The organism is Glycomyces mayteni, from assembly GCF_042428885.1.
Taxonomy (GTDB): Bacteria; Actinomycetota; Actinomycetes; order Mycobacteriales; family Micromonosporaceae; genus Glycomyces; species Glycomyces mayteni.
Genome location: NZ_JBHMBP010000018.1, coordinates 1 through 682 on the forward strand (window position 1 = coordinate 1; position 682 = coordinate 682).

General features: G+C 66.1%; 1 pseudogene. It reads left to right on the forward strand.

Annotated elements, in window-relative coordinates:
* Positions 1–682: pseudogene (locus ACFFXY_RS25330) on the forward strand (Tn3 family transposase); the annotation flags it as partial.

Here is a 682-nt window from a genome sequence, read left to right on the forward strand (position 1 = left end):
GCAGATGACGCCCAAAGACCTCGGTAAGTTCGAGCCGCAGCGCCGCTACGCGACCCTGGCCGCCGTGGTGCTGGAGAGCACCGCGACCGTGATCGATGAGCTGGTCGATCTGCATGACCGCATCCTGGTCAAGCTGTTCAGCGGCGCGAAGCACAAGCATCAGCAGCAGTTCCAGAAGCAGGGCAAGGCGATCAACGACAAGGTGCGCCTGTACTCCAGGATCGGCCAGGCGCTGCTGGAAGCGAAGGAAAGCGGCAGCGACCCCTATGCCGCCATCGAGGCGGTGATTCCCTGGGACGAGTTCACCGAGAGCGTCAGCGAGGCCGAGCTGCTGGCCCGGCCGGAAGGCTTCGACCACCTGCACCTGGTCGGCGAGAACTTCGCCACCCTGCGCCGTTACACGCCGGCCTTGCTGGAGGTGCTGGAACTGCGCGCCGCGCCGGCCGCGCAAGGCGTGCTGGCAGCCGTGCAGACCCTGCGTGAGATGAACGCCGACAACCTGCGCAAGGTGCCGGCCGATGCACCCACGGCCTTCATCAAGCCGCGCTGGAAGCCGCTGGTGATCACCCCGGAAGGCCTCGACCGGAAATTCTACGAAATCTGCGCCCTGTCCGAGCTGAAGAACGCCCTGCGCTCCGGCGACATCTGGGTCAAGGGCTCGCGGCAGTTCCGCGACTTCGAC